Source organism: Sphingopyxis sp., assembly GCF_035250425.1.
GTDB lineage: Bacteria > Pseudomonadota > Alphaproteobacteria > Sphingomonadales > Sphingomonadaceae > Sphingopyxis.
Map to the genome: position 1 here is coordinate 1 of NZ_DATFFD010000210.1, position 14969 is coordinate 14969.

At 65.6% G+C, this 14969-nt stretch carries 16 protein-coding genes; 4 read left to right on the forward strand and 12 right to left on the reverse strand.

Annotated features, from left to right (window positions below):
- Nucleotides 1–138 precede the first annotated feature (138 nt).
- The 8 genes from VJ811_RS12280 to VJ811_RS12315 all read right to left on the reverse strand — a co-directional run bounded on the left by VJ811_RS12280 (nt 139) and on the right by VJ811_RS12315 (nt 9195).
- The gene (locus VJ811_RS12280) at nt 139–1467 is read right to left on the reverse strand and encodes a dicarboxylate/amino acid:cation symporter (RefSeq protein ID WP_324072705.1); all 1329 of its coding nucleotides are present in this window, start codon (nt 1465–1467) and stop codon (nt 139–141) included.
- A gap of 48 nt (nt 1468–1515) precedes the next feature.
- Nucleotides 1516–2868 (reverse strand): dicarboxylate/amino acid:cation symporter, encoded by a 1353-nt coding sequence (locus VJ811_RS12285; protein ID WP_324072708.1) that lies wholly within the window; start codon nt 2866–2868, stop codon nt 1516–1518.
- Between the two features lie 94 nt (nt 2869–2962).
- Nucleotides 2963–4747, reverse strand: a complete 1785-nt coding sequence (locus VJ811_RS12290) for an SLC13 family permease (protein WP_324072710.1) — start codon at nt 4745–4747, stop codon at nt 2963–2965.
- A gap of 7 nt (nt 4748–4754) precedes the next feature.
- Nucleotides 4755–5831 (reverse strand): chorismate synthase, encoded by a 1077-nt coding sequence (gene aroC, locus VJ811_RS12295; RefSeq protein WP_324072712.1) that lies wholly within the window; start codon nt 5829–5831, stop codon nt 4755–4757.
- A 4-nt stretch (nt 5832–5835) separates the two neighbouring features.
- Nucleotides 5836–6366, reverse strand: a complete 531-nt coding sequence (locus VJ811_RS12300) for an N-acetyltransferase (protein WP_324072714.1) — start codon at nt 6364–6366, stop codon at nt 5836–5838.
- Entirely contained in the window at nt 6359–7186 is an 828-nt protein-coding gene (gene fabI, locus VJ811_RS12305; RefSeq protein WP_056370919.1) for an enoyl-ACP reductase FabI, read from the reverse strand. The genes VJ811_RS12300 and fabI overlap by 8 nt, the downstream gene beginning before the upstream one ends.
- Entirely contained in the window at nt 7183–8259 is a 1077-nt protein-coding gene (locus tag VJ811_RS12310) for a YihY/virulence factor BrkB family protein (RefSeq protein WP_324072720.1), read from the reverse strand. The genes fabI and VJ811_RS12310 overlap by 4 nt, the downstream gene beginning before the upstream one ends.
- A 3-nt stretch (nt 8260–8262) precedes the next feature.
- Nucleotides 8263–9195, reverse strand: a complete 933-nt coding sequence (locus VJ811_RS12315; protein ID WP_324072722.1) for a J domain-containing protein — start codon at nt 9193–9195, stop codon at nt 8263–8265.
- Between the two features lie 162 nt (nt 9196–9357).
- Between VJ811_RS12315 and pdxH the strand changes: the two genes are divergently transcribed.
- Both pdxH and VJ811_RS12325 read left to right on the forward strand, forming a co-directional pair.
- Nucleotides 9358–9936, forward strand: coding sequence for a pyridoxamine 5'-phosphate oxidase (pdxH, locus tag VJ811_RS12320; protein WP_324072724.1), 579 nt, complete (start codon nt 9358–9360; stop codon nt 9934–9936).
- On the forward strand, nt 9933–10754 hold the full coding sequence (locus VJ811_RS12325) for a PhzF family phenazine biosynthesis protein (protein ID WP_324072726.1): 822 nt from the start codon (nt 9933–9935) through the stop codon (nt 10752–10754). Before pdxH ends, VJ811_RS12325 begins: the two co-directional genes overlap by 4 nt.
- A 175-nt stretch (nt 10755–10929) precedes the next feature.
- Here the strand turns inward: VJ811_RS12325 and VJ811_RS12330 are convergent, their stop codons facing one another.
- A complete protein-coding gene (locus tag VJ811_RS12330; RefSeq protein WP_324072729.1) occupies nt 10930–12087 on the reverse strand; it encodes a serine hydrolase in 1158 nt (385 codons plus the stop codon).
- Between VJ811_RS12330 and VJ811_RS12335 the strand changes: the two genes are divergently transcribed.
- On the forward strand, nt 12086–12517 hold the full coding sequence (locus VJ811_RS12335) for a hypothetical protein (RefSeq protein WP_324072732.1): 432 nt from the start codon (nt 12086–12088) through the stop codon (nt 12515–12517). The two genes, VJ811_RS12330 and VJ811_RS12335, sit on opposite strands and share 2 nt — an antisense overlap.
- On the opposite strand, the gene VJ811_RS12340 is transcribed toward VJ811_RS12335, so the two are convergent.
- The 3 genes from VJ811_RS12340 to VJ811_RS12350 form a co-directional block, all read right to left on the reverse strand.
- The gene (locus VJ811_RS12340; RefSeq protein ID WP_324072734.1) at nt 12514–12759 is read right to left on the reverse strand and encodes a hypothetical protein; all 246 of its coding nucleotides are present in this window, start codon (nt 12757–12759) and stop codon (nt 12514–12516) included. The genes VJ811_RS12335 and VJ811_RS12340 overlap by 4 nt on opposite strands.
- 2 nt (nt 12760–12761) lie before the next feature.
- Entirely contained in the window at nt 12762–13544 is a 783-nt protein-coding gene (locus VJ811_RS12345) for an AraC family transcriptional regulator (RefSeq protein WP_324072736.1), read from the reverse strand.
- 224 nt (nt 13545–13768) lie between these two features.
- The gene (locus VJ811_RS12350; RefSeq protein ID WP_324072737.1) at nt 13769–14692 is read right to left on the reverse strand and encodes an alpha/beta hydrolase; all 924 of its coding nucleotides are present in this window, start codon (nt 14690–14692) and stop codon (nt 13769–13771) included.
- Here VJ811_RS12350 and VJ811_RS12355 point away from each other — a divergent pair.
- Entirely contained in the window at nt 14672–14953 is a 282-nt protein-coding gene (locus tag VJ811_RS12355; RefSeq protein ID WP_324072739.1) for a hypothetical protein, read from the forward strand. The two genes, VJ811_RS12350 and VJ811_RS12355, sit on opposite strands and share 21 nt — an antisense overlap.
- The last annotated feature ends 16 nt before the right edge of the window (nt 14954–14969 follow it).

A 14969-nucleotide genomic window follows, 5' to 3' on the forward strand; every position in this document is an offset into this window, starting at 1 on the left:
AGTGATGCGCCCGGACCGGCCGGCACCGAGCGCACGGCCGGCACCCGACGCTCGACCGGCCCCCGCGATGCGCAATCCGCCGCCCCCGCGCGCGACACCGCCTGCCGGGCGCTCGCGCATGAACGACGAACGGCCGGATTAAGCCGTCGGGCCGGCGGGCGCCGAATCTTTCACGCCCGCCGAAACCACCGTCGCGGCGACAAGATCGCCGACCACGTTGAGCGTGGTGCGGCACATGTCGAGGAAGCGGTCGACCCCCAGAATCAGCCCGATGCCTTCGGGCGGCACCCCGACCGAGGCGAGGATCAGCGCGATCACCGGGAGCGACCCCGCGGGGACGCCCGCGGTCCCGATGCCGCCCAATATGCACACGAGCATCACGACGATCTGCTGCTGAAGCGTCAGGTCGATGCCGAAAAATTGCGCGAGGAAGATCACCGTCACGCCCTCGAACATCGCGGTGCCGTTCTGGTTCGCGGTCGCACCGATGGTGAGCACGAAACGCGCGACCTTGTCGGGCAGGCGGAGCTGGTCGTGCGCGACGCGGAGCGCGGTCGGCAGCGTCGCGTTCGACGACGCCGTCGCGAACGCCATCACGAACGCCTCCTGCGTCTGGTGGAAAAAGGCGACCGGCGATTTCCCCGCCAGCGTCTTCAGCAGGATGGGAAAGACGATGAACATCTGGAGCGCGAGCGCGAGCAGCACGACGCCGACATAGGCCGACAGCCGGATGATGAGATCCCAGCCGAACTGCGCGGCGAGGTTGAACATGAAACAGAAGACCGCGATCGGCGCGAGCTGGATGACGAGCCCGATCAGCTTCATCACGACCTCGAACACCCCTTCGATCGCGGTCTGGAGCGCCTCGGTCCGCGGGGTGCGCACCAGCATCAGCCCGATGCCGAAGAAGAGCGCGAAGAACATCACCGCGAGCACGTCGTTCGCGCCCATCGCGGCGAACAGATTGTCGGGAACGATCGCGACGACCGCATCCATCCCGGTCTTCGCCTCGCCCGCGCGGTCGGCGATGGCCTTGGCTCCCTCCGCGCCCTCGGCGATCAGCGAACGCGCGAGCGCGGGATCGACCCCCGCGCCGGGCTGAAGCAAATTGACGACGGCGAGGCTGATGACGACCGAGATCGTCGACACCGCCATCGTATAGACGAGCGTGCGCACGCCGACCGATTTCAGCGCGCGCATCTCGCCCATTTCGGCGACCCCGACGATCAGCGCCGAGACGAGCAGCGGGATGACGAGCATGAACAGCAGGCGCAGGAACATCTGCCCCAACGGGCCGGTCACATAGGTGGTGACCGTCTCCACCCAGGCGGCGTCCGGCGCGCCATAATGGACCGCCAGCCCGATGAGGAGGCCCGCGAGGAAACCGGCGAGCATGCGCCAGCGCAGCCGCCGCGCCCGCGCTTCGTCACGGTGCGCCCCGTTGATCGCCGCTGCTGCTTCAGCCATGGCTCGGCTCCTTGCTCGCCCCCGGTCGGGCGGCCCGAAGCCCGCGCATTACGCGTTATCGGCCGCAGGCTTGTTTTCACCCTCCGCTATGTCATCACGAAGATCGAGCCCGCGGGTTCCATGATGCGGCGTATGCGCCGGAGCATGCGGCCGTTCGAGATCGGGCGCTTCGGGCGCTTCGAGCATGCCCTCCCATTTGGTGATGACCGACGTTGCCACCGCATTGCCGACGACATTGGTCGCGGTGCGGCCCATGTCGAGGAACTGATCGATCGCGAAAATCAGCGCGACGCCCTCGACCGGCAGGTCGAACATCGCGAGCGTCGCGGTGATAACCACCAGGCTGGCGCGCGGCACCGCGGCGATCCCCTTCGACGACACCATCAGCGTCAGCAGGATCAATATCTGCTGCGTGATCGACAGCTCGATCCCATAAGCCTGCGCGATGAAGAGCGTCGCGAAGCTCGCATACATCATCGATCCGTCGAGGTTGAAGCTGTAGCCCAGCGGCAGCACGAAGCCCGAGATGCGGCGCGGCACGCCGAAACGGTCGAGCTGTTCGAACAGCTTGGGCATCGCAGCCTCGGACGAGGCGGTCGAAAACGCGATCAGCAGTGGCTGGCGGATATAGCGGATCAGCGCGAAGATCCGGCGGCCGAGGAAAATCGCGCCCGCGCCGAGCAGGATGACCCAGAGCACGACGAGCGAAAGATAGAATTCGGTGACGAGCTCGGCATAGGTGCCGAGGATGCCGAGGCCATATTTCGCGACGACCCCCGCGAGCGCGCCGAACACCGCGATCGGTGCGAGGCGCATCACATAGCCGGTGATCTGCAGCATCAACTCGGCGAGCGCCTCGGCGCCGCGGACCAGCGGCTTGCCCTTTTCGCCGATCGCCGTCAGGCCGACGCCCGCGAACAGCGCGAAGACGAGTATCTGGAGGACGTTGTTGTCCGCCATCGCCTGAAAGATATTCTTCGGAAAGACATGCTCGATGAATTCGAACAGGTCGAGCTTCTTGACCTCGCCGACCTCGGCAATCGAATGCGCGCCGACGGTGAGGTTCAGCCCCGCGCCGGGTTCGAAGAAATTGACCATGACCAGGCCGAGGCTGATCGAAATCAGGCTGGCGAGGATGAACCAGGCGATCGCGCGCGTGCCGATGCGGCCGAGCGCCGAGCTGTCGCCCATATGCGCGATCCCCGCGACGAGCGTACCGAGAATCAGCGGCGCGACGACCAGCTTGATCAGGTTGAGGAAGATCGTCGAAAGCGTGCTGAAGCTGCGCAGCCAATAGGTGAAGGCTTCGCTGTCGGCGGGGACATAGACCCGCACCAGATAACCGGTGATGACCCCGAGGATCATACCGATCAGAATATACAAAGTCAGGCGATGGCCCATAAAATACTCCCCTGTCCCGCCGCGGCGGGTCGTTATGGGAGCGGGGGTAACAGCCTGACGCGCTGCGGGCAATCGCCCGGCGTTGGAGCGTGCCCTAGGTCATAAAAAAGACGATCGCCAGACAGGTCGAAACGCCGGTGATGATGTTGAGCGGTACGCCGATCTTCACGAAATCGACGAAGCGGTAATCGCCGGCGGCATAGACGATCGTGTTCGTCTGGTATCCGATCGGGGTCGCGAAACAGGCCGAAGCGCCGATCATCAGCGCGATAACCAGCGGGCGCGGGTCGACGCCGAGTTCGGCCGCGATCGCCAGCGTCACCGGGGTCATCAGTGCCGCGACGGCATTGTTGCTAAGCAATTCGGACAGGATCAGCGCGAAAAAATAGATGCCGAAGACAAGCATCCACGCGGGCTGATGGGCGAGCATCGGTTTGACCCAGCCGACCATCATCGCGACCGCCCCGCTCTGTTCGAGCGCGAGCCCGACCGCGAGCATCGCGAAGATGAGGATCAGCACGTCGCCGTCGATCGTCCCCCATGCCTCTTCATTGTCGATACAGCGCGTCACGAGGATAACCCCGATGGCGATGATCGCGGCGACCCCGATCGACATGATGTCGAGCGCGGCGAGCGTCACCACGGATAGCATGCAGAGGATCGCGATCCACGCCTTGCCGCGGCGAAAGGCGCGCACCTTCGCCAGATCGGCGCCAATCAGGTGCGGATTGTCGCGCAGCGCCTCGACCTCGCGCGCGCCGCCCGCGACGAGCAGCCGGTCGGCGGGGCGGATGCGGACGCTCGCAAGGTCGGGGCCGGGCTCGTGCGCCGGCCGGTCGAGCCCGATGATGCGCGCACGGATTTTCTGGAGGAACGGGATGTCGACCAGCCGCTGGCCGATTCCCGGATGATTCGATGCGATCATCGTCTCGACGACCATGTCGCTTGTCGCGGGCTCGCCGCTGCCGATGCCGAGGCGGAAGCGCCCCTGCTCGCGCCAGGTCATCAAGGTCGCGCCGTCGACGCGGAGAATGAGGCGATCGCCCGCGGCGAGGGTCCAATGCTCGAGGTCGGCGCCATGCACCACCGCCGACGACCGGCGCACCCCGACGATCCGGCCCGAGCGCGGCAGGTCGCGAAACGCCTCGACCGTCATGCCGACCAGATCGTCATCCTCGCCCAGCGCCAGCTCGGTCAGATATTGGTGCGCGTCGTGCGTGCCCGCGGAGCCCTTAACCGGCTTGTCGGACGGCAGCAGCCACCACATCAGTACGAGCCCGATCATCCCCGATGTCGCGGCAACGAGGCCGATCGGAGTGATCTCGAAAATGCCGAAGCGCGGCATGCCGGCCTCGCGGACAATGCCGTCGACGACAAGGTTGGTCGAGGTGCCGATCAGCGTCAGCGTCCCGCCGAGCACCGCCGCGATCGAAAGCGGCATCAGCAATTTCTTGGCACTCACGCCGGTGACCTCGGCGAGTTTCATCATGATCGGCAGCAGCACGACTACGACCGGCGTGTTGTTGAGGAAGGCCGAGGCCACGAGGGCGCCAATGAGCACTTCGACGATCGCCAATCGAGGATGTTTTTCGGCGCGCGCCATGATCAGGTCGGCGACGCGCTGGATCACTCCGGTGCGGATCAGCGCGCCCGAGAGGACAAACATCGCGCCGATGACGATCGGCGCCGAGTTGGAAAAGACCGAATAGACCGCCTTGTCGTCGAGGATGCCGAGCGCGAGGCACGCGCAGGCGCCGAGGATGGCGATCACCGTCGCGGGCAGACGCTCCATCAAAAAGCCGACGAACATCGCGGCGAGGATCAGCAGCGTTATCGCCGCCTGATGCGCGTCGATGAAGGCCTGGACGCTTTCGATCACCCGATAGTCAGCCGTTCTGCGCGCGGTGGAGCAATTTATGGTCGGCGAGAACGAGCGCCATCATCGCCTCGACCACCGGCGCGCCGCGGATGCCGACGCAGGGGTCGTGGCGGCCCTTGGTGACGATGTCGGTCGCCTCGCCCGCCTTGTTGATCGTCGGCACGGGGGTGAGGATCGAGCTGGTCGGCTTGAAGGCGACGCGCACGACGACGGGCTGGCCGGTCGAAATGCCGCCCGCGATGCCGCCGGCGTTGTTCGAGAGGAAATCGGGGCGGTTGCTGCCGTCGGTCGCAGGGCGCATCGGATCGGCATTTTCCTCACCGCGGAGGCGCGCGGCAGTGAAGCCCGCGCCGATCTCGACGCCCTTCACCGCGTTGATGCCCATCATCGCGGCGGCGAGGTCGCTGTCGAGCTTGGCATAGATGGGCGCGCCCCAGCCGGCGGGGACGCCGCTGGCGGCGCATTCGATGACAGCGCCCAAGGAGCTGCCCGATTTGCGCGCGGCGTCCATCAAGCCTTCCCAGCGCTGCGCCGCGGCGGGATCGGGACAGAAAAAGGGATTGCGATCGATTTCCTCGAGGTCGAAATTCGCGGGATCGATCGCATCGCCGCCGATTTCGGCGACCCAGGCGTGGATATGCACCTCGGGAATCACCAGCCGCGCGACGCCGCCGGCGGCAACACGCGCCGCGGTTTCGCGCGCGCTCGATCGGCCGCCGCCGCGATAGTCGCGGATGCCGTACTTCGCGTCATAGGCATAATCGGCGTGGCCGGGACGATAGGCCTGCGCGATCTCGCCATAATCCTTCGAGCGCTGGTCGACATTCTCGATCATCAGGCTGATCGGCGTGCCCGTCGTCTTGCCCTCGAAAATGCCCGACAGGATGCGCACCTGATCGGGCTCCTGCCGCTGCGTCGTGTGGCGCGACTGGCCGGGACGGCGCTTGTCTAGATAGGGCTGAATGTCGGCTTCGGACAGCGACAGCCGCGGCGGGCAACCGTCGACGACGGCGCCGAGCGCGGGGCCGTGGCTCTCCCCCCAGGTCGTGAAGCGAAGAACGCGTCCGAAGCTGTTGAAACTCATTGCCCTATCCCATCCGGCCGAATGCGGGTGCGTAATCCGCCCGTCCGCCTAGCGGCCAAGCCGCGTCCGAGTCCAGCATCATCGCCATGAAATGCGGCCCCGCGAAGGGCGACGCGAAGCGTGCCGCGAGGTCGGGCGAATAGCCGAAGCGGGGGTAATAGGTTTCGTGGCCGAGGACGAAGCTGATCGCGACGCCCTGTTCGCGAAGGGCGTCGAGACCGGCGCGGATCAGCGCGTCGCCGATGCCCTCCCCTTGGCTGTCAGGCGCGACTGATACCGGCGCGAGGCCAGCGCCGGCAAGCAGGGCGCCGTCGGCCTCGACGTCCATCCGGCTGAACAGCACATGCCCGACAATCGCGCCGCCCCGTTCGGCGACGAGCGACACCAACGCGTCGCCGTCGGCCTCGATCATCCGCACCAGTTCGGCCTCGCCCTGATGACCGAAGTCCGTTCCTGCGAAGGCCGCACGGATCACCCTATCGATGGCATCGGCATCCGCCGCCGTTGCGGCGCGGATGCCGATTTCGTCAGACAAGTGAGATGTCCGGCGCATCTTCCTGTTTCATGCCGACGGTGTGGTAACCCGCATCGACATGGTGCGTTTCGCCGGTGACGCCGCTCGACAGGTCGCTGAGCAGGTAAAGCGCCGAGCCGCCGACATCGTCGATCGTGACGTTGCGGCGGAGCGGGGCGTTATGCTCGTTCCATTTGAGGATCAGGCGGAAATCGCCGATGCCCGATGCGGCCAGCGTCTTGATCGGCCCGGCCGAAATCGCGTTCACACGCACGCCCTGTGGGCCATAATCATTGGCGAGATATTTGACGCTGGTTTCAAGCGCCGACTTCGCAACGCCCATGACGTTATAATGCGGGATCACCTTCTCGGCGCCATAATAGCTCAAGGTCAGCAGCGAGCCACCGCCGTTGCCCGTTTCGGGGTCGAACGGCGTCATCATCGACGCCGCGCGCTTCGCCACCGCGGTGAAGCTATAGACGCTGATATTCATCGTCATCAGGAAGTCGTCGAGCGTGACATCGGCATAGTGGCCGCGCAGCGCCTCCTTGTTGGTAAAGCCGATCGCGTGGACGACGAAGTCGATCGTCGGCCAGCGCGCGGAAAGCGTCGCGAACGCCGCGTCGAGATTGTCCATGTCGGACACATCGCAATCGATCAGGAAATCGCAGCCAAGCTCGTCGGCGAGCGGCTTCACGCGCTTCAGCATCACGTCGCCCTGATACGAAATCGCCAGTTCGGCGCCCGCGCCGTGCAGCGCCTTGGCAATGCCCCACGCAAGCGACTTGTCGTTCGCAAGGCCCATAATCAGCCCGCGCTTGCCAGTCATCAGACCCGTCATTTTTTGTCTCCGGTCTTTTTAATAATCACATCGTCGACGCGCCCAATAGCGTCGTGGCCCAAATCCTCAACCTCGACGAGCGCGGCATTCAATTCGGCGCCCATCACCATACCCAATCCGACAAGGTAGAAAAAGAAAAGCGCGACCATCACACCCGCGAGGCTGCCGTAGGTTGCGTCATAGCTGAGCAGGCTGGCGAGCAAGGGCGGGAGCGCGAGGGTGACGCCGATCCACCACAAGGTCGTGAACAGCGCGCCCGGCCATTTGGGGCATTTGAGCTGGCGGTATTTCGAGGGCGTAAGGCTGTAGAAGAGCATATAGATCGCAAGGAACAGGCCGAACCCCGACACGCCGCGCGAAATCGCGACCGTTCCCGCCGATTGATAGGCGGACGGAAGGACGCGCGTAATAAACTGTTCGATACCGACGATGAGCACCTGCATGCTGAACGACAGGATCATCAGCACGACCGCCCCGGTGATAATCCCGATCGACAGCAGCCGATAGTGGAAGAAGCCGCGACTGAAATGCGTGCCATATGCGCGTCGCAGGATATCGCGCATCGTCTCGATGAAACTGCCGACGGTCCACAGCGCGACCAGCGCGCCGATCCAGAGGAAAATGCCGGTACGCGCGCTCATCACCTCCCGGATCGGCCCCGAAAGCGCCTTGGCGACCGAAGGCGGCATCAGCGAAAAGACCGCCTCGATCGCCGTTTCGCCACCTTGGCTGCCGCCGAGCACACTGAGAACCGCGGCAACGAGGATAAAGAACGGGAAGAGCGCGATCAGCGCCAGATAGGCGAGATTGCCCGCGTGGATAAATCCGTCGGTATAGGTGCCGACGACGACGCGGCGCGCTACGCGATAGGCCCGCGTACCAGGCCCCAATTGCTCGCGGCCGCGGTCGATCACGCCTTGCGCCCGCGCGCGTAGCTTGACGCGTTTGGCGCGTTCGGCGCGCGCCTCGGGCGAATGCGGCGAATGGCCCTCGGCCAGAAATTCCTTGTCGACCTCGTCGGCGACCTCGCGCTCGAGCGCGGCGACGACTTTTTTGTCGCTGGCGTCAGCCACGCATCACACGCCGAGTTCCGCCCGCACGTCGCGCGGGTCGTTCCATTCGCTGAGCAATTTCACCAGCGCGTCGTCGTCGGCGGGCAGGTCGACCATCAGGCGCACCAGCTGGTCGCCACGGCCGCCGTTTTTCTGGCTGAAGCCCTTGCCCTTGAGGCGCATCACCTTGCCCGACGAGGAACCCGCGGGGATCGACAGCATTACGGGCCCGTCGACGGTCGGCACCTTGATCTTGGCGCCCTTGACCGCCTCGTTCAGCTTCACCGGCAGGTCGAGCCGGATATTGGCGCCCTCGCGGACGTAAAAGGGATGGTCCTTGACCGTGATCGTCACGATGCCGTCGCCGGTGCCGCCCGGCCCCGCCTGCCCTTTGCCGGCAAGCCGCATCTGCGTGCCGGTTTCGACCCCGGCGGGCAGTTTGAGGTCGATCGTCGCGCCGTCGGCGAGCGCGATGCGCTGCGGCGCCTGCGTCGCGGCGTCGACGAACGACACCGACAGGCGATAGGCGACATTCGCGCCCTTGGGTGGCGGCGCGCTGCGCCCGCCGAAGCCGCCGAAGGGTCCGCCGCCCGAACCGCCGCCGCGGCCGAACAGGCCTTCGAAAATATCGCCGAAATCGGAACTCTCGTTGCCGAAGCCGCTGAAGCCGCCGGGACCGGTGCGCTGATCGCCGCGGAAACCGCCGCCACCGCCATAGCCGAAGGGCATCGCGGGATTGCCCTCACCGTCGATCTCGCCGCGGTCGAACTGCGCGCGCTTGGTCTTGTCGGACAATATGTCATACGCCTTGGTGACATCGGAGAATTTCTCCGACGCCTTCGGGTTGTCCTTGTTCTTGTCGGGGTGCAATTCCTTGGCGAGCTTGCGGTACGCGGACTTGATTTCCGCTTCGCTTGCACTCTTCGCAACGCCCAGGGTGGAATAGGGATCGGCCATTTTGCTCCTGTAGCCCGATAAGTGACTGGGCGTGAAGCCCGATTGCGCGTCGATGTGGTAATGTCCCGCCGAAGGTCAAGTTCCGCTCCGGCCAAGCCCTACTCTTCAGGGGAGGGGCTTATTACTTGCTCCCCGCCAGCCGCTCGCATTATGACCGCGCGCATGACGACCGATCCCTTTGCCCTGTTCGACAGCTGGTTCGCCGAAGCGCGCGCCAGCGAACCCAATGACGCCAATGCGATGGCGCTCGCGACGACGACGCCCGATGGGCACCCGTCGCTGCGCATGGTGCTGCTTAAGGGGCATGGGCCCGACGGCTTTGTCTTCTATACCAATCTCGACAGCCGCAAGGGCGGCGAGCTGGCGGCGAATCCGCATGTCGCGCTGCTCTTTCACTGGAAATCGCTGCGGCGGCAGATTCGCATCGAGGGCGCGGTGACGCCGGTCGACGATGCCACCGCCGACGCCTATTTCGCGACGCGCAGCCGCGACAGCCAGCTTGGCGCATGGGCTAGCGATCAGTCGCGGCCGCTTGCCAGCCGCGAGACGTTCGAGGCGCGCTTCGAGGAGATACAGGCGCGGTTCGCGGGGCAGGACGTGCCGCGCCCGCCGCGCTGGTCGGGCTGGCGCGTTAATCCTTCGGCGATCGAGTTCTGGCAGGATCGCGCCCACCGGCTGCACGAGCGTACCGTCTTCACCCGCACCGGCGCCGGCTGGACGAAAGGATTGCTGTATCCATGAGCGCCGCACGCCGTATTCCGATCACCCAGGTCGATGCCTTTGCCGACCGCCCCTTTACCGGCAATCCCGCCGCGGTGATGCCGCTCGAGGAATGGCTCGACGACGCGACACTGCAGGCGATCGCGGCCGAGAATAATCTCGCCGAAACCGCCTTCCTGGTGCCCGACGAAAGCGACGAAGCCGATTATGAACTGCGCTGGTTCACCCCGGGCGTCGAGGTCGCGTTATGCGGCCATGCGACACTGGCGAGCGGCCATGTGCTGCTGACGGCGGCGCAGTGGCGGAGCGACATGACCTTCCGCACGCGCAAGGTCGGTATCTTGCGCGTCGCGCGGAACGGCGAGGACGAGGGCTACAAGATGGCGCTGCCCGCCTATACCCCCGCGCCCAAGGCGATGCCCGACATCGTCCGCGCACTCGGCGGCGATCCGGTCGAGACGATGTGGCACGACGGCGGCTATGCGCTGATCGCCTATCGCGACGCCGCGAGCGTCCGCGCGCTGACCCCCGACCTTCGCGCGCTGAAAGAGGGCGGCGACATCCTCTATATCGCGACCGCGCCGGGCGCCGGCGATCCGTCGGGCGCCGACGTCGTCAGCCGCGCCTTTGCCCCCGGGGCCGGGATCGACGAGGATCCGGTCACCGGATCGGCGCACAGCGTGCTTACGCCCTATTGGACGGTGCGGCTGGGGCGCGACCGCTTCGCGGCCTATCAGGCAAGCGCGCGCGGCGGGCATGTCGGGTGCCGCCTCGACGGCGACATGGTCGAACTCACCGGCACCTGCGTCACGACGCTGGTCGGCGATTTCCTGCTCTGAAAATCCCTCCCCCTTGATGGGGGAGGGGTAGCGAGACTTGCCAGCTTGCTGGCTAGTCGCAGCGGTGGGGGTGCAGTCGCGACATGGCGCAAGGCCGCAGCCTCACCCTCATCCAACTCCGCCTAATCGCTTCGCGACAAGGCTCCATATCCTTCTCCCATCAAGGGAGAAGGAGTTAAAGCGCAGCCGTCAGATCCGCCAAATGCCGGCGCAGCGCGGGGAATTGCTCGTCGCTGGTGATGCCCAGCCGGACGATCGTCAGCCGCTGCGACGGCGAGACGATGATATATTGCCCCTGATGCCCGATGCATGCGAACAGATCGTTCGGGCCGCGGTCGGGCCATAGCGCGGGGGCAACCCCCGCCGGGCGCCGGCGGTTCAGCCAGATATGCCCGCCATAGCCCGCGTCGTTCGCCGATGGCGTCAGCATGAAGCGCATCCAGGTTTCGGGAAGCAATCGCTGGCCGTTCACGACGCCATGGTTGCGCAGGAATTCGCCGAATTTCGCATAGTCGCGCGCGGTCGCGTGCATGATCGATCCGCCGATCATCGTGCCGCGCGCATCATATTCGGGGGTCAGGCTGGTCATCCCGAGCGGCTCGACCAGCCGACCGCCGATGAAATCGCGCATCGCGTCGCGCCGCGCGTCGGGGTTCTGCGACGGGGTCAGCGTGTCGGCCAATATGTCGGCGAGGATGACGCTGGTCGCCGAGCTGTAGTTGAAGACCTCGCCCGGCTGCGCCGCTGCGGGCTTGGCCTCGGCAAAACCCGCCATGTCGCCCGCGCCGCCGCCGAACAGCATCGCGACGGTATCGCCCTGCCACACCGGATCGCCATTTTCGACATGCTCAAGCCCCGAGGACATATGGAGGAGGCTCCGCAGCGTAATCGCGCCGCGCGGGTCGCCGCTGCGTTGCCAAGCTTCGACCGGCGCGGGGCCGTCGAGCGACAATTGCCCGTCGGCGACAAGAAAGCCGGTGAGCACCGCGGTGATGCTTTTCGCCATCGACCAGCTGATCAGCTTCGATTCGGGGCCAAAGCCCGCGGCATAGCGTTCGTAAATCGGCTCGCCGTCGCGCAGCACGAGCAGCGCGCGCGTCTGCCCGACATCATCGGCATCGGCGAACAGCGCGTCGGCGCGCGCGCGGATCGCGGCGGGCAATGCGGGCAGCGCCTGCGGCGTCTCGACCGCCGCGACGCCATCGAGCGATGCACCGAACTTCGGCGCGGGCGATGCGGGCGCGATATTGCCCTGTCCCGCCGCCTGGCTCAGCGACCAGGCGCCGAACATCGCGAGGGCGGCACTTGCCAGCAGCCGTTTTTTCGTGATCATGGATCAAGTGAATAACATCAATCCGACCGGGCCGACAACGGGCGAGACGCCCGCCCCTGTACCAGCCTCTGGGCCGCCGCCCGCGAATCCCCCTTATCCCACGAAAAAACCGAGCCGCTGGGGCGGCTGCCTGCCGTGGGCGATCGGGCTTGCCGTGCTGTTCGCAGTCTTCGCGATCTGGAAATTCCCGTCGTTCAAGGCGCAGGCCGAACTGGGTTCGGCCTATGCCGCGCGCATCGGCTGTTCGTGCCGCTATGTGCAGGGCCGCAGCCTCGAAAGCTGCCAGAGCGATTTCGAACCCGGGATGGAGATGGTGTCGCTCAGCGAAGACCCCGCGACGAAGACGGTGACCGGCAGCGTGCCGCTACTCGCCTCGCGCAGCGCGCGCTATGCGGGGGCCAGCGGCTGCCTGCTGCGACCCGAGAACTAACGCCAGAAGCGGCGCGCGAATAGCGCCAGCGCCGCGGGTACGCCGAAGACGACCAGCGCGATCCCCGCCTCCTCGGCCCAGCCGTAGCCGGCATGGAGCACGCCGACGAGCAGATTGCCGATCGCGACAAGCAACCACAGGATGAGGAACAGCCGCGTTGCCCACGCCGCATCCCTGATCGTCAGGCGCAGCAGGATCAGCAGGGCGAGCCCGGCCAGCAGCATGATGGCCGTGTGCGACATCGCTATTCCTCCCCTTCATCTGGCAGAATATCCGATCGATGCCGGCGGCGCCACTCGCCCGGCGACATGCCGATCTTGCGGCGGAAGATCGTGCACAGGTGCGCGTGGCTGGAAAAGCCGGTCGCGAAGGCGATTTCGGCGATCGACAGCGGACGGTTCATCAGAAACCAGCAGGCGTGGCGCAGCCGCTGACGCAGCACATATTGCGCCGGGGTACGCCCGGTCGCGCGGGCGAAATGGACGATCAGGCTGTTGACCGACATGCCCGCCTCGGCCGCCATGTCCTCGACCGTCAGCGATACTTCGAGCCGGGTCTGGATGAAGACCATCAGATCGTTGATGCGCTGGGCGATGGCGGGCGATTCGGGACGCCCGATCATGGACCGAAGCGTCTTGGCGAGGATCGTGACGAGCGGGTCGGCGGCGGCGGCATCGTTCGCGAGCAAGGCCCGGACAAGCGCCGCCAGCGCGAGGTCGTGATGCGCCGCGAGCGCGCGCGTTCCGGGGGCGACGGTCAGAAGCGCGACCGGAATCTCGACCTCGATCGTGCGGACCGCGCCGCCCTTTGCCACCGCGCGATATGTCTGACCGGCGGGCACCAGCCACATTTCGCCGGGCAACGGATCGCCGAGCGACGTCCGCTGTTCATCGAGCCATGTTTCGAGCCAGTGATAGCTTCCCGCCTCGTACAAAGTCAGCACATGGACATCGCGCTCGATCGTCCAGTTCGACGGGCCATCGATCCGGTCAACGATCGAGGCGACCCTGAGTCCACCCACTTCCATCGCATGAGTATGGCAAGAATGGGAGAATGTGAAAGCCTGCCATATTACGCAATAATATGGTTAAATCGCCCTACCCAAAGTCCTCGGCCTTAGTCGCAGCCGAGACAAAAGAGGCGTGGGCCAGGCTAATACGCGTGCCCCAGACACGCATGAACAGACCCCCCCGACGGCGGGCGGCGCGATCGCCGCCCGCCACTTTTTTCTGAACGAAACGATCGTCTTGATTATTTTGGGGCGAGAAATTCATCCATCGCACGATTGACCGCATCGGGTGCCTCCCACGGCACGAAGTGGCCACAATCGGGGATGTGGGCGATCGTCACATTCGGAACCAGCTCCTCCATCCCGTCGAGATTGCAGGGCGGCAATGCGACATCGTCGAGCGCCCAGATCACCAATGTCGGGATATTGAGTTTCGGGAACGGCGTGACCGGCGGCTCGGCATAGGGTTCGTCCATCGCGGGCACGTTGATCGTCGAACCGCGATACCAGTTGATCATCGCGCGGCAGGCGTCGCGATCCTCCCAGTCCCCCAGCAGCCGGCCGATCTCGTCGGCGGGCTGCAACCCGCCGCTCGGCACGCGCCCGGCGAAGGCATGGGCGAGGATGCCCGCGATGCCATGCTCCTCGATGATCGCGTCGCTCGCGGGGTCGCGAAAGGTGCGGATATATTGGCTCGCCGCGCGCTGGTCTTCGTTGGTCGCGAGCAGGCGCTGGAAAATAGCGGGATGCGGCGCATTGGCGATCACCGCACGCGTGACCCGCCCCGCCCACGCAGGGTGCAGCCCGCCCGGCTGGCCGCCGAGCGCGACGCCCCACGCGATCGCCCCGCCCCAGTCGTGGCCGACGATCGTGAACTCACCGACCCCGAGCGCGTCGGCGAGCGCGAAGATGTCGGCGATCAGCTTGTCGGGGGTGTAGGATTCGGCGTCCTGCGGCTTCGACGAGCCGCGATAGCCGCGCTGGTCGGGCGCGATGCAGCGAAAGCGGCCCGCGAAATGCGGCAGTTGGTGGCGCCAGGTGCGGTGCGATTCGGGAAAGCCATGGAGGAAGATGAGGACCGGCGCGTCGCGCGGTCCCATGTCGACGACGTCGAGCTCGACTCCCGTCGCAAGCTTGACGCGCTGTTGTTCGAAATCGCCGATCATCCATTTCGCTCCTTTGGTTTCTTTTCGAAACCAATCTGGCGGGGATCGTTGCGGCTGGCAAGCTGCAACAAATGGCGGGGCCATCGGGCGAAGCCTTCTTTCGTCGCCCGGTTGAATCCGGCATTGGGTCGGCGCAAGGACCGCGTAATATTCCAAAGTTCATCAAAGTTCAGCCTTGTGCGCGCCCCCGATTTGGATCTCGCGACATGGTCTTACCGGCAAGCGACCACTTTGATCCACCAAATGAAAGAGCCGGGATGAGGGCTGGCACAGCCGG